The 20597-nt window shown below is 46.6% G+C and carries 23 protein-coding genes; 2 read left to right on the top strand and 21 right to left on the bottom strand.

Annotation, left to right across the window (positions count from 1 at the left end; all coding sequences use genetic code 11):
• Nucleotides 1-85 precede the first annotated feature (85 nt).
• The 10 genes from hppD to ACFQ2J_RS08395 all read right to left on the bottom strand — a co-directional run bounded on the left by hppD (nucleotide 86) and on the right by ACFQ2J_RS08395 (nucleotide 10323).
• Nucleotides 86-1201, bottom strand: coding sequence for a 4-hydroxyphenylpyruvate dioxygenase (hppD, locus tag ACFQ2J_RS08440; protein ID WP_386058701.1), 1116 nt, complete (start codon nucleotides 1199-1201; stop codon nucleotides 86-88).
• A 55-nt stretch (nucleotides 1202-1256) separates the two neighbouring features.
• Nucleotides 1257-2489 carry a dihydrolipoamide acetyltransferase family protein gene (locus tag ACFQ2J_RS08435; protein WP_386058699.1) on the bottom strand — a complete coding sequence of 411 codons (1233 nt, stop codon included), beginning with the start codon at nucleotides 2487-2489 and terminating at the stop codon, nucleotides 1257-1259.
• A 21-nt stretch (nucleotides 2490-2510) separates the two neighbouring features.
• A complete protein-coding gene (locus ACFQ2J_RS08430; RefSeq protein ID WP_386058697.1) occupies nucleotides 2511-3509 on the bottom strand; it encodes an alpha-ketoacid dehydrogenase subunit beta in 999 nt (332 codons plus the stop codon).
• Nucleotides 3491-4576 carry a pyruvate dehydrogenase (acetyl-transferring) E1 component subunit alpha gene (pdhA, locus tag ACFQ2J_RS08425; protein ID WP_386058694.1) on the bottom strand — a complete coding sequence of 362 codons (1086 nt, stop codon included), beginning with the start codon at nucleotides 4574-4576 and terminating at the stop codon, nucleotides 3491-3493. The genes ACFQ2J_RS08430 and pdhA overlap by 19 nt, the downstream gene beginning before the upstream one ends.
• A 37-nt stretch (nucleotides 4577-4613) precedes the next feature.
• Nucleotides 4614-5720: a Leu/Phe/Val dehydrogenase gene (locus ACFQ2J_RS08420; protein WP_386059043.1), complete on the bottom strand. Its 1107-nt coding sequence runs from the start codon at nucleotides 5718-5720 to the stop codon at nucleotides 4614-4616.
• A 76-nt stretch (nucleotides 5721-5796) separates the two neighbouring features.
• Entirely contained in the window at nucleotides 5797-6186 is a 390-nt protein-coding gene (locus ACFQ2J_RS08415) for a thioesterase family protein (protein ID WP_386058691.1), read from the bottom strand.
• Between the two features lie 88 nt (nucleotides 6187-6274).
• Nucleotides 6275-7069, bottom strand: coding sequence for an ABC transporter ATP-binding protein (locus tag ACFQ2J_RS08410; protein WP_386058689.1), 795 nt, complete (start codon nucleotides 7067-7069; stop codon nucleotides 6275-6277).
• Entirely contained in the window at nucleotides 7053-8066 is a 1014-nt protein-coding gene (locus ACFQ2J_RS08405) for an ABC transporter permease (protein WP_386058686.1), read from the bottom strand. The genes ACFQ2J_RS08410 and ACFQ2J_RS08405 overlap by 17 nt, the downstream gene beginning before the upstream one ends.
• A gap of 20 nt (nucleotides 8067-8086) precedes the next feature.
• Nucleotides 8087-9076: an ABC transporter substrate-binding protein gene (locus ACFQ2J_RS08400; protein WP_386058683.1), complete on the bottom strand. Its 990-nt coding sequence runs from the start codon at nucleotides 9074-9076 to the stop codon at nucleotides 8087-8089.
• A gap of 278 nt (nucleotides 9077-9354) precedes the next feature.
• Entirely contained in the window at nucleotides 9355-10323 is a 969-nt protein-coding gene (locus tag ACFQ2J_RS08395; protein ID WP_386058681.1) for an NAD(P)H-dependent flavin oxidoreductase, read from the bottom strand.
• A 69-nt stretch (nucleotides 10324-10392) separates the two neighbouring features.
• Here ACFQ2J_RS08395 and ACFQ2J_RS08390 point away from each other — a divergent pair, with 69 nt between their 5' ends.
• The gene (locus tag ACFQ2J_RS08390) at nucleotides 10393-10905 is read left to right on the top strand and encodes a gamma carbonic anhydrase family protein (RefSeq protein ID WP_386058678.1); all 513 of its coding nucleotides are present in this window, start codon (nucleotides 10393-10395) and stop codon (nucleotides 10903-10905) included.
• A gap of 70 nt (nucleotides 10906-10975) precedes the next feature.
• Here the strand turns inward: ACFQ2J_RS08390 and paaX are convergent, their stop codons facing one another.
• Nucleotides 10976-11851: a phenylacetic acid degradation operon negative regulatory protein PaaX gene (gene paaX / locus ACFQ2J_RS08385; RefSeq protein WP_386059040.1), complete on the bottom strand. Its 876-nt coding sequence runs from the start codon at nucleotides 11849-11851 to the stop codon at nucleotides 10976-10978.
• 233 nt (nucleotides 11852-12084) lie between these two features.
• On the opposite strand from paaX, the gene ACFQ2J_RS08380 reads away from it, so the two are divergent.
• On the top strand, nucleotides 12085-12633 hold the full coding sequence (locus ACFQ2J_RS08380) for a CotY/CotZ family spore coat protein (RefSeq protein WP_386058675.1): 549 nt from the start codon (nucleotides 12085-12087) through the stop codon (nucleotides 12631-12633).
• Nucleotides 12634-12718: 85 nt separating this feature from the next.
• Here the strand turns inward: ACFQ2J_RS08380 and ACFQ2J_RS08375 are convergent, their stop codons facing one another.
• From ACFQ2J_RS08375 to paaA, 10 genes are all read right to left on the bottom strand, one after another.
• Nucleotides 12719-13495 carry an enoyl-CoA hydratase-related protein gene (locus ACFQ2J_RS08375; protein WP_386058672.1) on the bottom strand — a complete coding sequence of 259 codons (777 nt, stop codon included), beginning with the start codon at nucleotides 13493-13495 and terminating at the stop codon, nucleotides 12719-12721.
• A gap of 24 nt (nucleotides 13496-13519) precedes the next feature.
• Entirely contained in the window at nucleotides 13520-14722 is a 1203-nt protein-coding gene (locus tag ACFQ2J_RS08370) for a thiolase family protein (protein ID WP_386058669.1), read from the bottom strand.
• Nucleotides 14723-14742: 20 nt separating this feature from the next.
• Nucleotides 14743-15600, bottom strand: a complete 858-nt coding sequence (locus ACFQ2J_RS08365) for a 3-hydroxyacyl-CoA dehydrogenase (RefSeq protein WP_386058667.1) — start codon at nucleotides 15598-15600, stop codon at nucleotides 14743-14745.
• Nucleotides 15601-15756: 156 nt separating this feature from the next.
• A complete protein-coding gene (locus ACFQ2J_RS08360; RefSeq protein ID WP_386058666.1) occupies nucleotides 15757-16530 on the bottom strand; it encodes an enoyl-CoA hydratase-related protein in 774 nt (257 codons plus the stop codon).
• Nucleotides 16531-16540: 10 nt separating this feature from the next.
• Nucleotides 16541-17317, bottom strand: a complete 777-nt coding sequence (locus ACFQ2J_RS08355) for an enoyl-CoA hydratase/isomerase family protein (protein WP_386058665.1) — start codon at nucleotides 17315-17317, stop codon at nucleotides 16541-16543.
• The gene (locus ACFQ2J_RS08350; RefSeq protein WP_386058662.1) at nucleotides 17314-17619 is read right to left on the bottom strand and encodes an EthD family reductase; all 306 of its coding nucleotides are present in this window, start codon (nucleotides 17617-17619) and stop codon (nucleotides 17314-17316) included. The genes ACFQ2J_RS08355 and ACFQ2J_RS08350 overlap by 4 nt, the downstream gene beginning before the upstream one ends.
• Before the next feature lie 28 nt (nucleotides 17620-17647).
• Nucleotides 17648-18145: a 1,2-phenylacetyl-CoA epoxidase subunit PaaD gene (gene paaD, locus ACFQ2J_RS08345; protein ID WP_386058659.1), complete on the bottom strand. Its 498-nt coding sequence runs from the start codon at nucleotides 18143-18145 to the stop codon at nucleotides 17648-17650.
• Between the two features lie 42 nt (nucleotides 18146-18187).
• Complete coding sequence (gene paaC / locus ACFQ2J_RS08340) at nucleotides 18188-19000, bottom strand: 1,2-phenylacetyl-CoA epoxidase subunit PaaC (protein WP_386058657.1); 813 nt, start codon at nucleotides 18998-19000, stop codon at nucleotides 18188-18190.
• A complete protein-coding gene (gene paaB, locus ACFQ2J_RS08335; protein ID WP_386058654.1) occupies nucleotides 19000-19350 on the bottom strand; it encodes a 1,2-phenylacetyl-CoA epoxidase subunit PaaB in 351 nt (116 codons plus the stop codon). Before paaB ends, paaC begins: the two co-directional genes overlap by 1 nt.
• A gap of 28 nt (nucleotides 19351-19378) precedes the next feature.
• Nucleotides 19379-20320, bottom strand: a complete 942-nt coding sequence (paaA, locus tag ACFQ2J_RS08330) for a 1,2-phenylacetyl-CoA epoxidase subunit PaaA (protein ID WP_386059037.1) — start codon at nucleotides 20318-20320, stop codon at nucleotides 19379-19381.
• Nucleotides 20321-20597: the final 277 nt, after the last annotated feature.

The following is a 20597-nucleotide window of genomic DNA, read 5'->3' as shown; positions in this document are numbered from 1 at the left end:
TTTACTTCTTGGATGAAAAAAGGCGAGGATGCCTCAACAGGGTAGGCTTCACCCTTCCACCAGAGACATCCTCGATTGTCACAAATTAAAGATTTCCGCGGCGCTCCTGCTCACGCTCGATGGATTGGAACAACGCTTTGAAGTTACCTTCACCAAATCCACGTGCACCTTTACGCTGGATGATTTCAATGAATACGGTCGGGCGATCTACAATCGGCTTTGTAAAGATCTGCAGCAAGTATCCTTCGTCATCACGGTCTACTAGAATCTTCAACTCTTTCAGTTTTTCGATTTCTTCATCAATTTCTCCAACACGATCAGACAATTCTTCATAATACGTGTCCGGCGTCTGGAGGAATTCTACTCCGTTTTCTTTCAAATGCGTTACGGTCTTGACGATATCTCCTGTAATCAAGGCGATATGCTGGACGCCTGGCCCGTTATAGAATTCCAGATATTCTTCAATCTGGGATTTTCTCTTTCCTTCGGCAGGTTCGTTGATCGGGAACTTGATACGTCCACCATTGTGCATGACTTTGGACATCAATGCAGAGTACTCCGTGCTGATGTCTTCATCAGAGAAGTGACGCATTTCTTTGAAGCCCATCACGCGCTCGTAGTAGGACACCCACTCTTCCATGCGCTCCACGTTTCCTACAACGTGGTCGATTGCGGCAATTCCACAGTCTGTATGCGGGATGATCGTATCAATCGCTTCGAATCCAGGCATGAATACACCTTTATAATCCTTACGTTCAACCAGCGTGTGGATTGTATCGCCGTATGTTCCGATTACAGCTTTTTTGATTGTACCGTGCTCATCACTGAACGATTCCGGCGGCTTCACTTCGATCGCTCCACGTGAAACTGCACCTTCATAAGCTACTTCTACATCATCCACAACCAGCGCAACGTCTTTGAAGCCATCTCCATGTTTCTTCGTGAATTCAGCAACACGGCTGCTGTCGTTAAGAGATCCTGTGATGACAAGGCGGACCTTTCCTTGTTGCAGTACATAGGAAACCGTCTCGCGATTACCTGTTTCCAGGCCGGAGTAAGCTACTGTTTTAAAACCGTAAGCAGTACTGAAAAAGTGGGCGGATTGCTTTGCATTACCAGAATAGAACTCAAGATAATCGACTTCCTTTACAGGAAAGAAATCTTTCACGGACTCGGCAGTTTTTGTCGCTTGTTCTTTCATAAGAAAAACCTCCACTTGTTTTATTTGAAGGGAGCGGCAGCCCCCTGTCATTCACTTAGATAAGATCGATCATCATCGTATTCGGATTTTCGATCAGACGCTGGATCTTGTTCGTAAAGGCAACCGCTGTGCCCCCATCTGTAACACGATGGTCGAATACCATGGAAATGTTCATCATCGAGCGGATTGCGATTTCACCTTTATATACTTCCGGACGTTCCTTCGTCTTATGGAAAGCCATCAAGCCGACTTCCGGGTGATTGATGATCGGAGTTGCACCGATGCTCCCCCCAAGCGGACCTACGTTGCTGATTGTGAACGTGCCACCTGTAAGTTCCTTGCTTGTCAGCTTTCCTTCAAGCGCTTTTTGAGTAAGCTGCTTCAGTTCCTGGTGGATCTGTTTCAAGGATTTCTTCTCAACCTGATGAATCACAGGCACGATCAATCCATCCTCCGTATCTGTTGCCACCCCGATGTTGTGGTGTGCTTCCACTCGAATGACTTCTTCCTTTTCATCCAATTTAGCGTTGAATACTTCGAACTCTTTCAACGCAATCGAAATCGCTTTGATGAAAAAGGCTGTAGCAGATATCTTCGTATCCATCTGCTTCAATTCGTTTCTCAATTCGATCAGGTTCGTAACATCGATCTCTTCGAAATGTGTACAATGCGGAATCGTGAACAATGACTGGGTCATCTTTTTCGCGATTTGTTTTCTGCGTCCACGGAATGGTACAGTCTTGGCTTCAAGGGTTGGAGCTGAGGACACTTCTGGTGCCTCAGGTGTTTCCTGTTGATCTGCAACCGTTGAGCTTCCACCTTCCGCATGACGCTTCACATCTTCAACAGTAATCCTGCCCCATTTCCCTGTCCCCTCGACCTCTTCTATGTAGACACCGAGTTCTCGGGCAACTTTCCTCGTAAATGGTGCAGCTTTCACTCGACGACCTGGTGAGGTCGGCGTATATTCTACTTCAGCTTCCGTAGCCTCGTGTTCCTGAACTTCCGGCTCTTCTTTGACAGCTTCAACCGTAGCGGCCGTTTCCGCCTGGGCATCTTCCGCTTCAAGCAAAAGAACTGTTGTACCGATTGAGATCGTATTGCCTTCTTCCACTTTCAGTTCTTTGACTACTCCAGCACGCGGCGCTGGGATCTCCGCAGTCATCTTATCTGTCTGTACTTCTACCATCGGCTGGTCGACAGCAACTTTGTCTCCGGGTTTCACAAGGAAATGGGTCACTTCTGCTTCTGTCATTCCTTCACCGATATCATGTAGTTTGATTTCCACCTTGGTACCCCCTCTCTAGCTTCAGTAATTGAAAACTTTCTCGATTCCATCCATTACCCGTTCTGGTGTCGGAAGGTAATCGTCCTCAAAACCGAAGAACGGTACAGGAGAGTCAAAGCCTGTCACACGTTCGACTGGTGCTTTCTGATATAGGAAAGAAGTATCGTTGATGATGGAGATGACATCATTTCCGACTCCACCTGTTGCATGTGCTTCATGAACGATGACAGTTCTTCCTGTTTTTTGTACGGATTCTGCAATCGCATCTTTATCGATCGGAGACAGGGACCTGAGGTCGATCACATCACAATGGATCCCTTTCTCTTTCATTTTATCTGCTGCTTTCAAAGCTACCGGAACCATTGCACCCCATGAGATGACAGTGACATCTTCCCCTTCACGAAGCAGGTTGGCTTTGCCGATTTCAACCGTGTATTTGCCCTCAGGAACTTCATCACGTGATGAACGATAGCTGCGCATCGGTTCCAGGAACAGCACCGGGTCTGGATCCTCGATCGCTGCAATGAGAAGCCCTTTTGCATCATAAGGAGATGACGGGCAAACTACTTTGAGCCCAGGCATATGTGTGAAAATCGCTTCCGTACTATCTGAATGGATTTCCGGAGCGCGGACCCCTGCACCATAAGGCGCACGGATGACCATTGGAACTGTATAATGGCCCATCGTTCTCGCACGAAGACGTGAGGCGTGAGTCATGATCTGCTCATATGCAGGATAAATGAACCCAAGAAATTGAATTTCAGCTACAGGACGGAACCCATTGACCGCCATCCCGATCGCTGCACCTATAAAGCCAGCTTCACTTAACGGCGTATCCATTACTCTGTCTTCACCGAATTCATCCTGAAGTGTATCCGTAGCTCGGAACACTCCCCCGTTTTTACCGACATCTTCACCGAGTACTAGAACCTCTTCACTTTCCTTCAGCATTGTCCGCATGCCATCAGTAATGGCCTGGACTAGTGTGAGTGTATTGGTTTTCACTGATGTTGTTTCCATGTTGGTTCACCCCTTTTCCACTGGAGGTAGTTTTCTTTTTGTTCCTTGAGTGACCATGTTGCTGTTTCATACACATGATCGAAAATGTCAGCTGGATCTGCTTTAGGGAACTCTTCCATCGCTTTGACAGCTGCATCTACTTCTTCAGAAGCTTCGCGCTGGATTTCCTCTGCCCATTGAGTATCGAAATACCCCTGATTTTTCATCAATCGCTCCAGTCGGACGAGTGGATCGGTCGTATCCCGTCGCTCATCACTTTGTGACTGATCACGGTACTTTGTCGGATCATCTGCAGTCGTATGGGCACCATAACGCCACGTCACCGCTTCGATCAAAGTTGGTCCATCACCATTTCGCGCGCGATCAAGCGCTTTCAACGTTTCAAAATAAACAGCGAAGATGTCATTCCCATCAATACGTACACCAGGAATATCATATGCCAGTGCCTTTTGTGCGATGGTTTTTGTCTTCATTTGTTTTTCTACAGGTACTGAAATTGCATAGTGATTGTTCTGGTTGAAAAATACTACCGGAGCATCGAATACGCTCGCCATGTTCAACCCTTCATGGAAATCACCTTCGGATGTCGCGCCATCGCCAAAGTAGACAATCGCTGCGTTATCCGTACCTTTCCGTTTTTCTGCGTAAGCCGCTCCGACCGCATGCGGAAGCTGTGTGGCAATCGGAATCCCTGGTGGGAAAATATTTTTTCCTTCAGGTGGTACACACCCTTCATTTCTACCATTCCAGAATAAAAGAATATTCAATAATGAATGTCCGAATGTCATCGTTGCGCCGTGATCGCGATAGGAAGGGAACATCCAGTCTTCTCCCTGCAACGCCAGCGCACTTCCGACCTGGGAAGCTTCCTGTCCTTCATAAGGTGCATAAGTACCGATCCGGCCCTGACGCTGAAGGCTGATCCCTTTGCGGTCAAAGGTACGGATGCGCACCATATGTTTGTAAAACTTCTTCGTCAATTCTTCTGTTACTTTTTCTTCATAAGATGGTTCGGTAATATTCCCATTACCATCCACCCATGTTTGTATCGGAAATTGTTTTTCCATCTCGTCACCCTTTTCTATTCACGCAGTCTTGTTGTTGTCAGTTACGTACCGCCCATTTTGGTCGTTTGGCATGTGAGAAAAAGCTGTTACGCTTCGTACGTGCTTCGATCCGCTGTTCACAAAGATTGTTGGCAGCTTCTACTGTAGTGATCCCTTTTTCGATCGATTGTTGATAAACATCAATCAGAGATTCATAGATTGCTCTTGTTTTCTGAAGAACACGCGCTTTGTTCGGCTCATAAAGCTCATCGGCAACTTGTACTAGTCCTCCAGCATTGACAATGTAATCCGGTGCATAAAGGATCCCTTTATCCTGCAGTACTTTACCGTGTCTCGTTTCAAGCAGCTGGTTATTTGCAGAACCCGCTACTGCACGAACTTTAAGCTGTTCAATTGTCTGATCGTTAAGGATTCCACCTAGTGCACAAGGTACGAATACATCCGCATCGACACCATAAATTTCTTCTGCACTGACGACTTCCACCTTGCCACCAAGCTCTTTGGATTTAGCTACTATCAAGTCGAGCGCTTCCTGGTTGATATCCGACACGTAAAGGTCAGCACCTTCCTGAAGCAATTGCTCGGCTACTTTGAATCCTACTTTTCCAAGGCCCTGAATCGCGTACGCTTTACCGCCTAATTCCTGACTTCCCCAAACTGCCTGGTTCGTCGCCTTCAATCCATACATGACACCAAGGGCCGTCGGTACGGAGGAATCTCCGCTTCCACCATATTCTTCATTGACGCCCACGATGCAGTTGGTTTCTTTCAATGCATGGACGAAGTCGCTCGGAGTCGTACCCATGTCAGTTCCTGTATAGAAGCGGCCATTCAATGAATCTACGAATTGGCCGAATGCCCGGAACATCTCTGGATTTTTATCTGTTTTCGGGTCTCCGATGATGACGGCTTTTCCTCCACCGAAATCAACATCGGCCGCAGCACATTTGTAGGTCATCCCTTTTGATAGACGTAGAACGTCTTCCAATGCGGCATCGACACTTTCATATGGCTGCATGCGGCATCCTCCGAGCGCCGGACCAAGCGTTGTATCATGTATTGCGATGATCGCTTTCAACCCAGTTTCCTCATCATTACAGAACAGAACTTGTTGATGCTCCTGGATTCGTTCAAAGAAATCCATATCGCGAGCACTTCCTTCCATATTCGTGACTTTCAAGGAATCTTTTTTAGTAAATGTGTTCATCGTGTCTCCTCCTCTAATCGGCCATCAACATCTGTTTGATTTTCTTTTTTGGCAGGATGACCTGTTTCACTTCTCCCAATCCCACAAGTTCCCCTTCGCTTTCTGCTGTCATTTCTGTAAGGACAACATTCTCTTTGATCTTTGTAAGTTCTGCTGTGACGATGATTGTCGAACCCTTTGGAGCTGGGCGTACATGCTTGATGTTGACCGCCGCCCCCATGCCTTCCTCGTCTTCCTCAAGGAATGGAAGGATGATTTTCCTTGCTGTCCATTCCATGTGATAGACCATGGAAACCGTAGAATACGTAGGATGGACGACTTCTCCCTCGAAGCTCGCAAACATCTCGTCAGTGACCGTGATGGTGTGCGTGGCTTTCTGACCAATCTCCATACCCGGTTTCATGGCATCCCCCCTTACCTGTTCTTAACGTGCAAAAAAAATGCCAAAAAAGGCATCTTTTCTGCATCGGCAGTCCATAGACCACCACATATCAACTGAGCAATGCTCGATCGCTCGCCATTTGTTCTCCACGAATACGCTGGAATTCGGCTAATAGTTTCTTGACGGTCAAACCTTTCTTTTCTTCCTCATTCACTTCCAGAATGATTTGGCCTTTATCCATCATGATCAAACGATTTCCAAGGTCCAGCGCCTGCTGCATATTGTGTGTAACCATCATGGTCGTCAGTTGATATTCCTCAACGATTTCTTTCGTTAGATTCGTAATCAGCTCTGCTCTGGATGGATCCAGTGCAGCCGTGTGCTCATCTAATAGTAGGATTTCAGGCTCTGTGAAAGTTGCCATCAGCAGTGATAAAGCCTGGCGTTCTCCACCTGACAGGAGTCCGACCTTCGCATTGAAACGGTTTTCCAAACCGAGATGAAGGCTTTCCAGTACTTCTTTGAAATGCTGCCTCCTCCGCTTTGTCACACCTTTTTTTAATGTTCTGGTTCGATTACGGGAATACGCCATCGCCAGATTTTCTTCAATCGTCATGGTAGGCGCAGTACCTGCCATCGGATCCTGGAATACCCTGCCGATCATCTTCGACCGCTTATATTCCGGAACCATCGAGACGTCTTTGTTATTGATTTTCACTAAGCCGGTATCCGGCAATAGGACCCCAGACACGATGTTCATCAATGTCGATTTCCCTGCACCGTTACTTCCGATGACGGTGACGAAATCTCCCGGTTCGAGCGTGAGGTTGATGTCATCGAGTGCAATCTTTTCATCCGGCGTGTCTTCATTGAAGACTTTATGAATGTTATTTAGCTGCAGCATGATGTTCCTCCTCATCCGAAGAATATTTCGCCATCCGCTCCTGGTGCTTACGTTTTTTCCGCTTTTTATCTTTATAGTTATCCATCACCTTCGGAAGAACGAGGGCGACGATAACGATGGTTGCTGTAATCAGCTTCATATCGCCTGTTTCCAGGAAGTCGACACGCAGTGCTAGGCTGACGACGATGCGGTAGATGATCGCTCCACCGATGACTGCAAGCGTCGTACGCGCAATCGTCTTCGTACCGAACAACGCCTCTCCGATAATGACGGAGGCGAGGCCGATGATGATCATTCCGATCCCCATACCGACATCTGCAAAGGAACCATACTGTGCAATCAAGGCGCCGGAGAAAGCTACCATAGCATTTGATAGACCCAGTCCAAGAATGACTAATAGATTCGTATTCGCAGAAAAGCTGCGGATCATTCGTTTGTTATCACCAGTTGCCCGGACAGCAAGCCCGATTTCCGTTTTCAGGAACATATCGGTCAAAAACTTCACAGCCAGTGTAACGATGATCATGAAAAACAAGATGGACCATGTTGAAGGTGTGTAATCGCCAAGCCCGATGGAATTGAACACTCCATTGATGAACTGATCAATACCGAGGCTCGCCCATATTCCTTCCACATGTGTAAATGAAGTTTCCTGACTTAATAATGGAACATTCGATCTCCCCATGATCCTCAAGTTGATCGAATAAAGCGCAATCATCATCAGTATCCCTGATAACAAAGCATTGATTTTACCTATCGTATGTAGCACGCCGGTAATACAACCGGCAACAAATCCGACAACCAGAGCGGTCACTGTTGCGATGAACGGGTTGATCCCGTTCACGATCATGATCGCCGCGACAGCTGCTCCAGTTACAAAGCTTCCGTCTACTGTAAGGTCTGGGAAGTCAAGGATTCGAAAGGATAAATAAACACCAAGGGCCATGATTGCGTAAATGATTCCGGATTCCACGGATCCAAATACTGCTGTAAACATGATTGAATCATCCTTTCTGTTTATTCACCCAGAAACTCAGCTTTTTCGCTCCACTCTTCCTTGATCTCTACGCCCATTTTCTCAGCAGCTTCTTTATTGATGACCAATTTCAAATTCTTTGGATAAGAGACTTCGATTTCAGATGGATCTTTATCACCTTTCAGGATCTGAGCAGCCATTTCACCAGTTTCATATCCAAGGTCTTCATAGCTGAACCCACTACCTGCAAGTGCTCCACGTTCTACTGAATCCAATTCACCTGCAAATACAGGGATCTGTTCTGATTCTGCAACGCCAAGAACAGCTTCCAATGCAGAAACCACTGTGTTATCCGTCGGTACATAGATTGCATCCGCACGTCCAACCAGGGATTCTGCCGCCTGCTGTACCTCTGCAGAAGTTGAAACTGTTGCTTCAACAAGCTCAACATCCGTACCTTCCAAAGCTTCTTTGACAGTATCTACTTGTACTGTAGAATTCTGTTCACCAGAGTTATAGATGACACCGATCGATTTCGCTCCGATTTCATCCACAATGAAGTTGATTGTCTGAGGGATTGCATCTGGATGTGTATCGGAAGTACCTGTGATGTTGTCGCCCGGCTCTTCAAATGATGTAACCAATTCCGCACCAACCGGGTCTGTTACAGATGTGAATACGATTGGAATCTCCTTTGTAGCATTCAGCGCAGCCTGTGCACTAGGTGTAGCATTAGCAAAGATCATATCAACTTCGTCACCAGCGAAGTTCTTCGCAATCGTCTGAGCATTATTCATATCGCCTTGAGCTAGCTGCTCATCATACTCGATATTTTCTCCTTCAACGTAACCGTTATCTTCCAAAGCCTTCTTGAACCCTTCTGTAGCTGCATCCAAGGATGGATGTTCCACAATCTGTGTGATTCCTACCGTGACACTCTCTTCCGAACCGGATGCATCTTCACTGCCGCACCCAACCAACAAAATCAAACTCAACACCAACAACGAAATTACTCCTAAACCTCTTTTCATTTTGGTCCCCCTCGTTATTTTGTTATTTATGAAATCTCGATTCGCCAAGAATCGTGATCATCTCACCAGTTCGTCATGGAAGCGATTACATTTTATTATAATACTCACTATGTATAACGTAATATTACCGTTATAGTATCATTCAGAGGATAGTTCGTCAATTTATTTTCAGAATATTGCTTACAAATCCTCCTACTAAACAATTCGACTTAAACCCTGTATTTCCTGCTATTCTGAGGCTTTTGGACAAAGAAAAAACGCTGCATTTCTGCAACGTTTTACAGGTTTTTCCTCAGGGTGCTAAAAGACGCTCGAATGGAAGTGATGCGAGCTTCTGCCTCTTCCATCATCGAGGTCAGCAATTGCTTGACAGTAGGTAGATCAGCGATTAAACCTGAAACCTGCCCCCCATTGATGAATCCTTCTGACAGCTTGCCTTCTATGGCACCCTGCTTATGATAGTCTTCGGAAGTCATTTGATCAAAATCTTCCACCGATACGCCGTTCTTCTCACTTTCCAGCAGCTTTTGTGCATAAGGTGTATTCATTACTCTGCGCACTTTTCCTACTGTTCTTCCGACAATGACCGTATCATTCTCCTTCGCTTCCAAAAGCGTCTGTTTGTAAGCGTCATGGAAAGGTGCTTCCTTCGTTGCAATCAGCCTGGTCCCCATCTGCACGCCGCTTGCTCCAAGAGACAGAACAGCAGCAAGTCCTCTTCCATCACCGATACCACCTGCGGCTACTACAGGAACCTTCACGGCTGCAGCGATTTGAGGAATCAGCGTCATAGTCGTAAGTTCCAGGTTGGAGTTGATTCCTGCTGCTTCATAGCCTTCCGCAACAATCACATCCGCTCCTGCCTGCTCCGCTTTCACCGCCTGTCTTACCGAAGCAGTTACGGTGATCACCTTGATGCCCTTTTCTTTGAACACAGGGATCAATGGAGCAGGATTCCCCGCAGATAAGGAGACGACTGGTACATCATGCTTGATGACAAGCTCTACGATTTCCTTCAAATAAGGTGTAACCTTAATCGCGATATTCACGGCAATCGGGCGAGAAGTCATCGATTGTGCTTCCACAATTTTCTGCTCCAGCTCCGCAGGCTCCATCGTTCCTGCTCCGATTGTGCCTAACCCGCCAGCTTCAGACACTGCTGCAGCAAGCGGTGCATTACTGATGTTCCCCATCCCACCTTGGATGATCGGATAGTTGATGTTCAATAGATCACATAGTTGTTGCATGAATTTCCCCCCTCGTTAAAATAATGGTATAATAATTCTAAAATTTACACAATTCAAAGGAGGAGAATCATGCAGCATACATATGGCGGAAAAAAGCCCGAAGTACACTCCAGTGTGTTTGAAGCACCTGGGTCGCATATCATTGGGGACGTAACCATCGGAAAAGAGTCGACGATCTGGTACAACGCAGTATTGCGCGGGGATGAAGCACCGATTACGATCGGCGAACGATGCAGCATCCAGGATAATGCCACATGCCACCTTTATGAAGGTTTCCCACTGGTAGTAAAAGACGAAGTCACCGTCGGCCACAATGTTATTTTGCATGGATGCACGGTCGAGGAACGTTGCATTATCGGTATGGGTTCCACGATTCTTGATGGCGCTGTAATCGGTGAAGAAACGATCATCGGTGCGAACACGCTTATTCCACCAGGGAAGAAGATTCCACCTCGCTCTCTGGTTGTCGGATCACCTGGAAAGGTCGTAAGGGAACTGAACGAGAAGGACTTTGAAATGATTCAGATGTCGATCGATACTTATGTCCAAAAAGGGAAGGAATATCAGCAGGAACAGTCTTGATGTTGGCCAGGTGAGCGCCAACCCCATTACAAAAAATGTCCGCCTCCAATATAGGAAAGCGGACATTTTTTCATTCCATGATTAACGGATGTTCCATCGCATTATAGGCTTTGTCTTTATGCTTCAATTCATTACCATCTTCAAACACTTTTTCAAAAAACCTTGATGCAGGCTCGGCTAGTTCCCTGTAATATTCACTGAACAATGAACCCGCATGACTTCCAAGCCATTTATCCGGCAGCAGTTGCTCAGGCAGACCAGGATCGACGAAGAGAAACTTACGATATTCGTGTACAAGATTCGTCCGTTCTACAAAGCATTCCGCATCGGACATATCGCCTCGTTGGATCTTATTTTTATCGATGACATACTTCTGGCTGTAATAGGTGATGAATTCATTATACTTTTCATTGATTTCATCGAGATTCCAACATTTCTCCACCAGTTCACGACTGTCGTTCGGACCCTTGTATTCAGATACGAAAAAGTCTACATACGTCTCGATCTCATACTTTTCAATTAGATCGCGCACCTGTTTCTCCAGATTGTTCGGTGAAATCCATGTGCTGGTGGACATCGCACCGAATCCGCTCCATACGAGTTCTTTACGGAACTCATCCCTGGCATTCCGCTTCGTTTCCGGAATGGTGTACATGAGCATCCGCCATTTCCCATCCCAATCTTCCGGGTTGAATTTGAAAATACGTTCGGCAGCCTCTTCCATCCGTTTCTCTCCACGTTCAGTCAGGAAGTAATAGCTTTTGTTACCTTTTTTCTTCGATTCCACCCACCCTTGCTTATACATGCGTGAGATCGCTGCACGGACCGCCTGTTCATTATGTCCGAATTCCTTCAGGAGACTGATCAGACTGCCAATCCAAATTTTGTTACCGTAATGCCTTATGTAATCCCCATAAAGGGTGAAAATCATCGATCTCGTATTCATTCCCATTTTTCATCCTTCTTTCTTTCTGGAAAATAAAATTTTCAGAAAATAATGATAGCACATCTACAACGCTTTTACAACGGAGAGGCTGATCCACGCCACACTATGGATAGCTTCATCATGTACAATCGTACATTTTTTTAAACCGAGACAACCTCCTATACCACTTTGTCCCGCTTACATAATCTATTAGTACACCTGAGGGTGAAAGAGGAAAGGAGTGTGAGAAAATAATGAGCTGTAAAAAGGATAATTGTGTGTGCAATAAAGTAAGAAAGATTGCAGAGGTCCAGGATGCAGTCTCCAATAACGACCATTGCAGAAACGGTTCCTGTGAGCAATCCATCAAAGATTTGCTATCCCCAACAGGCAATGGAAACGGCAATGACACCATTCCATTCATGTTGCTGTGTGGCTGTGAAAATACGTTTGCTGGATTGCTGCCTTACTTTGCATGGGGTGCAAAAAAACTTGATAACGACTGCTCTACGATCATTCCATCCCCATTCTTCAAAGTGAAGAAATTCAAGGATGATTATGACTGTTGTGCAATCTTGGAGCTATTGATTCCTACCCAGTGCCCTAGCAAACCTGGGTGCCCATTCAAATTCGGCGGTTTCAAAGGAACCGGAGTGTGTGTGGAAGTAGATTTGAGCTGCTTCACTGGTATCACTTGCTTCAATGGCACGACATTGACGGACGCAAGCGAAGATGACATGACCCATGCGTTGGGTATGATGCGTGAGCTTCGTAGTACACTTGGAGGCGGAATGCCTCAGTAAGGAACAGCAGTAAGTAGATTCCCCTTTCCTACTCTACTACTGAACGTAAAGATAGAGGATGCCTCGATGAGACATCCTCTTTTTTTTATTTTCCTTTGAAGACTGGTTCGCGCTTTTCACTGAAAGCTTCGAGTGCCTCGATACGGTCTTCGGTCGGGATAGTAATTTCATAGGCTTTCGCTTCTACAGCCAGACCCGTTTGCAGGTCGACATTCATGCCCTGGTTAATCGCGAATTTAGCCTGTTGGACAGCTACTGGTCCTTGTTTAAGGATGCGATTGGCAATCTGGACACAAGCCCCCATCAGGTTACTGCTTGTTTCCACACGGTTTAATACGCCGTATTCCAACGCTTCTGCTGCGGTCATTTTCTCTGCAGTCAGAATCAGCTCTTTAGCTTTCGCTTCACCAATCAAACGCGGAAGACGCTGCGTTCCACCTGCGCCAGGAATGATACCCCAGCTCAATTCGGTCAAGCCCATCTTCGCTTCTTCTACAGCGATACGGAAATCGCATGCGAGCATCAGTTCAAATCCGCCACCGAAAGCGTAGCCGTTAATCGCTGCGATAGTCGGTTGTGGCAGTTGCGAAACCGCATTGAAGACTGCACTGATCTTCTTGACATTACGTCTTACTTCCTGTTCAGAAAGTGTTTTCCGTTCTTTCAAGTCGGCCCCTGCACTAAAGGCTTTTTCGCCTGCACCCGTGAAAATGACAACCCTGACATCTTTGTTGACATGGATGTCTTCTACAACCTCGCCAAGTTTCACTAACGTATCATAATTGAAGCAGTTCAACGCTTCAGGCCGGTTGATGGTAACGTAAGCAATGTGTTCTTTCACTTCGTATAAAACAGAATCCATCTCCATACCTCCTCTGACAATCTACTAATCTATGTTCTCTACGATCGTAGCGATTCCTTGCCCGACCCCCACACACATTGTAGCCAATCCGTATTGAACTTTCTGTTTTTTCATCTCATGGATCAATGTCGTCAGGATCCGGGCACCACTCGCTCCAAGCGGATGACCGTAGGCGATTGCTCCACCATTGACGTTGACTTTCGAGCGATCAAGTTCCAACTGTTTGATGCACTCCAGGGACTGCGAAGCAAATGCTTCATTCAGTTCAATCAGGCCAAGGTCAGAAGCTGTCAGCTTGGCACGGGAGAGTGCTTTTTTCGTAGCATGAATCGGGCCAAGTCCCATGATATCCGGCTCAAGGCCTGCCGTTGCAGAAACTTTGTATTTAACCAGCGGCTTCAATCCCAACTGTTTCGCCTTCTCCGCAGACATGACAAGTACTGCTGAGGATCCATCATTCACTCCCGATGCATTCCCGGCAGTGATTGTCCCATTTTCGAAAAGTGGACGGAGTTTCTGAAGTTTTTCCATAGACGAGCCCGGGCGTGGATGCTCATCCTGATCGACAGTGATTTCGTTCCCTTTACGATCGGTGTACGTCACCGCAAACAGTTCATCCTTCAGCCTGCCACTTTCCATCGCTTCTTTTGCTTTCAGCTGACTATCCAGCGCAAAAGCATCCTGGTCTTCACGAGAAATGTTGTAACGCTGTGCGACGTTTTCTGCTGTTTGAGGCATACTGTCTGTTCCATAAGCCTCTGCAAGCTTATTGTTTACGAAACGCCAGCCAATGGTCGTGTCGAACACTTCCATATTTCCACGTGGGAATTCCTTTTCCGGCTTCGGCATGACCAGGGGTGCCCTTGTCATACTTTCCGTTCCGCCTGCGATGAAAATGTCGCCTTCGTCGGCAAGGATTGCACGAGCAGCGTAATTGACCGCGTCGAGTCCAGACCCGCATAGGCGGTTGATCGTCGTTCCAGCAACTTCTACAGGTAAACCTGCCAATAAGGAAGACATCCTCGCTACGTTACGATTGTCTTCCCCTGCCTGGTTGGCATTTCCGAACACGACTTCTTCGATCTGATCCACCGGCACATCCGGGTTTCTTTTTAACAAGGCTTTGATTGCCATCGCGCCCAGGTCATCCGGGCGAATCGCTTTCAACGCACCTTTATATCTCCCGATCGGAGAACGTATTGCATCAACTATGACGACTTCTCTCATGATTGTGACTCCTCCATTCGTTAGTTTCGATCAGTGTAATCGTAGATGCCGCGGCCACTCTTTCTTCCGAGACGGCCAGCCTTAACATACTGTTCAAGCAATGGTGCCGGGCGGTATTTCTCTCCCAGCTTTTCATGCAAATAGCGCAGGTTGTTCAGACGGACATCAAGGCCCACGAGATCGACCAGTTCAAATGGTCCCATCGGATAGTTCAACCCGAGCTTGATCGCTTTATCGATTTCTTCCGGTGTACCGACACCTTCCTGAAGCATGTAGAACGCTTCATTCCCGACAAGCGTACTGATCCTGCTCGTTACGAACCCAGGGAATTCGTTTACGACTACAGTTTCTTTCCCCATTTGTTCTGCAGTCTGTCTGATGATATCTGCTGTTTCATCACTCGTTTCAAGTCCACGGATGATTTCAACAAGGGGCATCTTGTAAACTGGATTGAAAAAGTGCATCGCTATCACTTTTTCCGGTCGGTTTGTATAGGAACCGATTTCCGTCGGACTCATCGTAGACGTGTTCGTTGCAAAGTAACATGTTTCCGATGCGGATTGTTCCAGAGTTTCATAGACGCTTTTCTTGATTTCCGCTTTTTCCGGTACGGCTTCAATTACTAGATCTGCAGTTTCTGCCGCCTGAGAAAGATTGGTATTATAAGTCAGATTGGTCAGAGCACGGTCACGCTGTTCTTCTGTCACCTTCCCGCGATCGATCCCTTTCTGGAATACCTTCTCCAACTCTTTCTTCGCACTTTCCAACTGTTCATCTTTAATATCTACTAACGTAGTCTCGAATCCCCCAAGAGCACTGACATAAGCAATACCTCTGCCCATTACTCCAGAGCCGACCACAACTATACGATTGATCATTCCTATCCCTCCTGAAAAGGGGGACTGTCCCCCACCTCTTTAACGCGACACAGCAGCGAGGGACTGTCCCCACTTGCGTTAATGCGGTGATGTGGCGGGGGACTGTCCCCGGATTATGCAATAAAGACAGACCTCTCCGGGTCTGTCCCTTTATCCTTATTTACCAGTGAACTGCGGTTTGCGTTTCTCCATGAATGCTCCGACACCTTCACGGTGGTCTTCTGTCATCCCTGCTATCCGCTGCCCCTGCGCTTCTCTCTCAAGGTACGTATCAAAGTCTTCATTCCAGCCTGCTTTGAGGCTGCGCTTGATCAAGCCAATCGCTTTCGTCGGCATTGCAGCAAGCCGGGCTGCGAACGCGTTCACTTCCTCGTCGAACTCATCCGCGGACACTACCTTCGTCAGCAAGCCAAGTTCTTTCGCTTCAGCTGCTGATACCTTCTCTCCAAGGACAGCCAGTTCCAGCGCTTTCGCGTGGCCAATCAGCTTCGGAAGGTAATACATATTACCGGCATCAGGAATCAATCCGACATGAATGAATGCCTGGATCAGTTTCACATCCTCTTTAGCCAGACGGAAATCACACGCTAATGCCAGGCTCAACCCCGCACCTGCAGTGACACCATTCAATGCAGCGATGATTGGTTTTTCACACGCATCGATCGCTCTTACCATTGGTCCGTAGTTGTCACGAAGGACATCTCCGTAATCGGTGCCTTCGTCTACACTGGATAAGTCCTGGCCAGAACAAAAAGCACGCCCTTCTCCAGTGATGACCAGACAGCGTACTTCTTCATCTTTTGTTGCTTGCTTTACCGCTTTTGCTACTTCATGATTCATCGCAGCAGTGAATGCATTCAATTTATCCGGGCGATTCATCTTGATCCAAGCCACATGATTATGTACATCATAGGAAATCGTTTCGAACATGGCGTTCACCCTACTTTCCTTTGAATTTAGGACGGCGCTTCTCGATGAATGCGTTCATCCCTTCCTTCTGGTCTTCTGATGAAAATAATAAATAGAAATTTTTCCGTTCAAACTGCATGCCTTCGTACAAGGAGTAATCGACAGCCTTATTCACGGATTCCTTGATCATACGCAAGGACAAAGGTGCCTGCTTACTCAGACGCTTCGCGAATTTTTCGGCTTCATCCTTCAACAGCTCTGGCGAAATGAGTTTATTAATGATTCCTTTCGCTTCCGCTTCCTTCGCTGTAATCCGGTCCCCTGTCCATAGATATTGCAATGCCTGGGTCCTTCCGAGCAGTTTCGTAAGGCGCTGTGTTCCGCCTGCCCCCGGCATGACACCAATGTTCACTTCCGGAAAGCCGAATTCTGCATCTTCTGCAGCAAGAACCATATCACATGCGAGTACCAGTTCAAATCCACCGCCAAGTGCGAAGCCCTGAACGGCACAAATGATCGGCTTTTTCACTAACGCGATCCTGTCCCACTCTGCAAACTGGTTCAGCAGCTCAAAGTCGATGGAGCCGTCTTCTGCCATTTCATCAATGTCAGCTCCTGCTGCGAAAGCCCTGCCTTCGCCGGTCACCAGGATCACGCGGACATCTTCATTCTGATCAAAAGTTTCCATTGCAACGACAATTTCTGAAACCATTTTCCTGTTCAGTGCATTCAACACTTTTGGCCGGTTCAATATAATTGAACCGACCTGGTCATTCACTGAAGTCGAAATGAATTCGAATCCACTCATTCTACTTCTTCACCAAACATCAATGTCACTAAGTCTCCAGCGAAGGACATCAAGTCTTTACCGGATGCTTTACCTTCGTCCGTTTTCATTGCCGCTTTCATAGAATCATAGTCTTCATAGAACATTTCGCACATAAGGTAGTATTTACCTTCTCCACCCATTGGTGAACCAGTTACGCGCGTGACTTTCATTTCCTTCAGGCCAGGAATCTCTGCTGTAATCGGTGCATGTGTGTTGAAGTAGTGCTCATCAAATTTCTCTTTGTTTTCTGGGTGCTTATAAAGTGCGATCAATTTTACCATGTTCATCTTCCTCTCCAATATATAATAGTTACATCATTGTCGATACAGGTTTCATTGCTTCGAAAGGATTCTTACATCCTTTACAGTAGAGAATACTTCTGCACGCAGTCGGTCCGAAAATGTTATCCATCGTCGTGTAGGTCGAACCGCAATAAGGGCAGTCGACATGCCATTCTCCATCTTCACCTATCTGCTTCGGTGGAGGTGCGATACCGAACTCTTTCAGCTTCTGGCGCCCGATATCAGTAACACGTTCAGACGTCCAAGGCGGCTGATAAATGAATTCCACCTTCACTTCATTAACCCACTCGAGCTGTTTAATCGCTTTTTCAACATTTGCTCGAATGATTTCAAGCGCAGGACACCCCATAAACGTAGGAAGCATCTGAACATGGACAATAGCATCGTCCACCTGCACCTGTTCCACCATCCCAAGCTCCAGGACACTGACAGAATCGATTTCCGGATCTTTCACCTCTTGTAACATCGATTTGACGGATGCTTCTTTTGTTGTCATCATCTGCATGTTCATCCCCTCTTTCGTTATAGAGTCCGATCCATAAACTTCTTACCAAGTTGCAGCTGGATCGCTCAAGTAGACTTCACCCAGTGTGGCAAGTGCTCCATCGAGATCCTTCGTATGCTCACCTTTACGACCATTTCCTCGTTCCATGCCAAGCTCAGGCAGTGAGATTCCAAGAGATGCAAATACATTTTCCATCTCATTTTCCCAACGCTGCTTCAGCACTTTTTCTTCTTCAATCAAGCCATGGGAAGCCATCACTTCTGCGTTCGGTCCCAATGTCAACACACCATCGAAATCCTTACACACTTTTTCGATCGCTTTCTTCATGCGCTCCGGTGCTTCTCCTTTACCGTTGACCAGTTGGGAGAACCAAGTCCGCCAGTGCATCAGGTGATAATAGAGCTCCATGTTCACCTTGACCGCAACGTCCGCCAAAGGCTGGTAAGAAGAGTTCTTCAGTGAATCGATGCGGATTTTTTTCGATTGTGCGTAAAAGTACTGTCTGACAACTGCGAAAGCCCAGTCGAAGTCCGGTTCCTTCAAATAGTTCCCAGGCCCATTCACTTCTTCGAGAATGATGGCGTTTTTACGTTGTTCAGGTTTTCTCCCATGAGCAAGTTCGTCGCTGTCCCCTTCTCCTAGATCTTCAAGAAGTTGATAGTACATCGTCGCATGTCCCATCGTGTCCTGGCTGATTGAAGAAGAGGCGACGTCCTCTTCGATATGCGGCGCAAGTCCAAGCCATTCCGAACCTCGGAAAGCATGGATGAAATCGTCATCCGCAAGTTGATATAACAGTTCAGTCACTGCTTCTTTATATGCTTTGTTTTCGTTCGCTTCCTGTGCCGTTTTCATCAGCTTTCGTCACCGCCCCATGATAGAATTTCCTTTTCATCGAGTATGTTCTGTTCATAATGACGCCATTTCTTCTTCAGATAACCGTAGCCACTTGTCTGGCGGTAATCTTTATTATCAAGGCGGTTCAATGATTCCTTTTCTTCCTGCGTCATCTTACGGATATGGGATCGTTTGACGACCCAGATATCCACTGCAGGTTCCCGTCTCATAAAATTCTCCTGCGCCATGACTAAGGCAATTTCTTCATTCGGAGCAAGCAGACTGAATTGATATTGCATCGGTGCTCCATTTTTCTTACTGCTGAACACTTCATATTCCTGATAAAAATCTCTTCCGTTCGCGCTCATCGAATCCCCCCAATGTGATTAGTCATTATCATACTTTTGCTTCATCCGGGCTCAATGCTTCCCGTACCCAAGCGGTATTCTTATAAGCATTGATGCGAAGGTTCAAGCGATCTTCCGATTTAGGCCCGTTACCTTTGATGATTTTCTTGAATTCATTCCAATCCGGCTGCTTGTAGTTCCACTGCTCTTTTTCCTTATCATAATGGAGCGTCTCATCAGGAACTGTCAGGCCAAGTGCAAGCACACGTGGAATGTACTTATCAAGGAAGTCCTGACGCAGCTGTTCATTCGTTTTTGTACGGATACGGTATTTGATTGTCGTATCCTGTTTCGAGCTTCCTGTCGTATTGGAGCTTGCCGGGCCGAAGAACATCAACAGTGAATCCCACCAGCGATTAAGAGAATCCTGGATCAGTTCACGCTGCTCTTCCGTACCTTCTGCCAAAGCCATGATGATTGCTTCTCCGTGCTGCGCATGGAAAACTTCTTCCGCACAAATACGCTTCAATGCACGCGCATAGGGGCCATATGAAGCCTTTAACATATTCGTTTGCGTAATGATTGCGGCTCCATCGACAAGCCAACCAATCAGCCCTGCATCTCCCCAAGTTGGAGCAGGCATATGGAATACGTTGTGGAATTTCAAATCTTTATTGAAAAGGTCCTGCATGATCTCTTCACGAGTCTTGCCATAAGGTTTCATCAGGTCCTCTGTCACACGAAGTAATAGCTGACCATGACCCATCTCATCCTGCACTTTCGCCATGATTCCAAGCTTTCTGCGAAGCGACGGTGCTTTAGGTACCCATTCTTTTTCAGGCAGTGCACCCATGATTTCACTGATGCCATGCATGGAAATCAGCTTGATCAGCGTCATGCGGTATTCTTCAGGCATCCAGTCCTCCGCTTCGATTTTGTCACCTTTTTCAATCCGTTGCATAAAGTGCTCGTACTTTTGCTCTTCTGACATTTCATTCAGTGATAACGTTGTAGTCACTTCAATTACCTCCTCCAAAAATTTCATAACGATTGGCCAACGATATTTATGGGCATGTAACACTTGTAAATGAGTCCCTTGATTGACCGGCCCCTTTTGTGACGAGGCTAGGTAAAACGCTTACATTTTTGAACAAAAATAAAAAAACAGGGCCAACATCCAATTGTATGACGAAGTTTTATCGGTTAGTGTAATATTTGTTATATATTTATTCCTAACAATAACGTGAGAACGGTGAAAAGTCAATGTT

Origin of the sequence: Thalassobacillus hwangdonensis (genome assembly GCF_042675915.1) — a bacterium.
Lineage (GTDB): Bacteria > Bacillota > Bacilli > Bacillales > Halobacillaceae > Thalassobacillus_A > Thalassobacillus_A hwangdonensis.
Note: the sequence above shows the minus strand (reverse complement) of the source record. Positions and strands in the feature narration are given on the sequence as shown.

Excerpts from the sequence above, each read along its gene's own strand:
- ACFQ2J_RS08390 (WP_386058678.1), top strand. The coding sequence starts at position 10,393 with ATGCAGCATACATATGGCGGAAAAAAGCCCGAAGTACACTCCAGTGTG.
- paaX (WP_386059040.1), bottom strand. The coding sequence starts at position 11,851 with ATGAATACGAGATCGATGATTTTCACCCTTTATGGGGATTACATAAGG.
- paaD (WP_386058659.1), bottom strand. The coding sequence starts at position 18,145 with ATGCAGATGATGACAACAAAAGAAGCATCCGTCAAATCGATGTTACAA.
- ACFQ2J_RS08360 (WP_386058666.1), bottom strand. The coding sequence starts at position 16,530 with ATGTTCGAAACGATTTCCTATGATGTACATAATCATGTGGCTTGGATC.
- ACFQ2J_RS08430 (WP_386058697.1), bottom strand. The coding sequence starts at position 3,509 with ATGGAAACAACATCAGTGAAAACCAATACACTCACACTAGTCCAGGCC.
- ACFQ2J_RS08370 (WP_386058669.1), bottom strand. The coding sequence starts at position 14,722 with ATGAGAGAAGTCGTCATAGTTGATGCAATACGTTCTCCGATCGGGAGA.
- ACFQ2J_RS08410 (WP_386058689.1), bottom strand. The coding sequence starts at position 7,069 with ATGCTGCAGCTAAATAACATTCATAAAGTCTTCAATGAAGACACGCCG.
- pdhA (WP_386058694.1), bottom strand. The coding sequence starts at position 4,576 with ATGGAAAAACAATTTCCGATACAAACATGGGTGGATGGTAATGGGAAT.
- paaB (WP_386058654.1), bottom strand. The coding sequence starts at position 19,350 with ATGAGCGCGAACGGAAGAGATTTTTATCAGGAATATGAAGTGTTCAGC.
- ACFQ2J_RS08350 (WP_386058662.1), bottom strand. The coding sequence starts at position 17,619 with ATGGTAAAATTGATCGCACTTTATAAGCACCCAGAAAACAAAGAGAAA.
- hppD (WP_386058701.1), bottom strand. The coding sequence starts at position 1,201 with ATGAAAGAACAAGCGACAAAAACTGCCGAGTCCGTGAAAGATTTCTTT.
- ACFQ2J_RS08420 (WP_386059043.1), bottom strand. The coding sequence starts at position 5,720 with ATGGATTTCTTTGAACGAATCCAGGAGCATCAACAAGTTCTGTTCTGT.
- ACFQ2J_RS08405 (WP_386058686.1), bottom strand. The coding sequence starts at position 8,066 with ATGTTTACAGCAGTATTTGGATCCGTGGAATCCGGAATCATTTACGCA.
- ACFQ2J_RS08395 (WP_386058681.1), bottom strand. The coding sequence starts at position 10,323 with ATGCAACAACTATGTGATCTATTGAACATCAACTATCCGATCATCCAA.
- paaA (WP_386059037.1), bottom strand. The coding sequence starts at position 20,320 with ATGTCAGAAGAGCAAAAGTACGAGCACTTTATGCAACGGATTGAAAAA.
- paaC (WP_386058657.1), bottom strand. The coding sequence starts at position 19,000 with ATGAAAACGGCACAGGAAGCGAACGAAAACAAAGCATATAAAGAAGCA.
- ACFQ2J_RS08415 (WP_386058691.1), bottom strand. The coding sequence starts at position 6,186 with ATGAAACCGGGTATGGAGATTGGTCAGAAAGCCACGCACACCATCACG.
- ACFQ2J_RS08375 (WP_386058672.1), bottom strand. The coding sequence starts at position 13,495 with ATGGATTCTGTTTTATACGAAGTGAAAGAACACATTGCTTACGTTACC.
- ACFQ2J_RS08400 (WP_386058683.1), bottom strand. The coding sequence starts at position 9,076 with ATGAAAAGAGGTTTAGGAGTAATTTCGTTGTTGGTGTTGAGTTTGATT.
- ACFQ2J_RS08380 (WP_386058675.1), top strand. The coding sequence starts at position 12,085 with ATGAGCTGTAAAAAGGATAATTGTGTGTGCAATAAAGTAAGAAAGATT.
- ACFQ2J_RS08365 (WP_386058667.1), bottom strand. The coding sequence starts at position 15,600 with ATGATCAATCGTATAGTTGTGGTCGGCTCTGGAGTAATGGGCAGAGGT.
- ACFQ2J_RS08355 (WP_386058665.1), bottom strand. The coding sequence starts at position 17,317 with ATGAGTGGATTCGAATTCATTTCGACTTCAGTGAATGACCAGGTCGGT.